Origin of the sequence: Paenibacillus sp. VCA1, assembly GCF_031583795.1 — a bacterium.
Lineage (GTDB): Bacteria > Bacillota > Bacilli > Paenibacillales > Paenibacillaceae > Paenibacillus_AQ > Paenibacillus_AQ albilobatus.
Genome location: NZ_JAVLSX010000048.1, coordinates 1 through 263, shown reverse-complemented (window position 1 = coordinate 263; position 263 = coordinate 1). Strand labels below are relative to the sequence as shown.

Below are 263 nucleotides of genomic sequence, written 5' to 3'. Positions count from 1 at the left end.
GTTTGATCACCTGAAAACTAGATACGAAACGTTTTGCGTTTTAAATACTCCGTAGCGTTACCCTTCACTTTTTGTTCCGGGCCCCGCCAAAGTACTCGAAATCAGCTACGAAGCTGCTCTTCACTTTGGTGGGTTATTTAGGATAAGCCCTCGACCGATTAGTATTGGTCAGCTCCATGCATTGCTGCACTTCCACCTCCAACCTATCTACCTCGTCGTCTTCAAGGGGTCTTACATACTGGGAAATCTCATCTTGAGGGGGG

Annotated in this window: 1 rRNA gene; it reads right to left on the bottom strand. The window is 47.1% G+C overall.

Going from position 1 to position 263, the window contains the following annotated elements:
- Positions 1 to 138: 138 nt before the first annotated feature.
- Positions 139 to 263 (bottom strand): 23S ribosomal RNA (locus RJP21_RS31095); the annotation flags it as partial.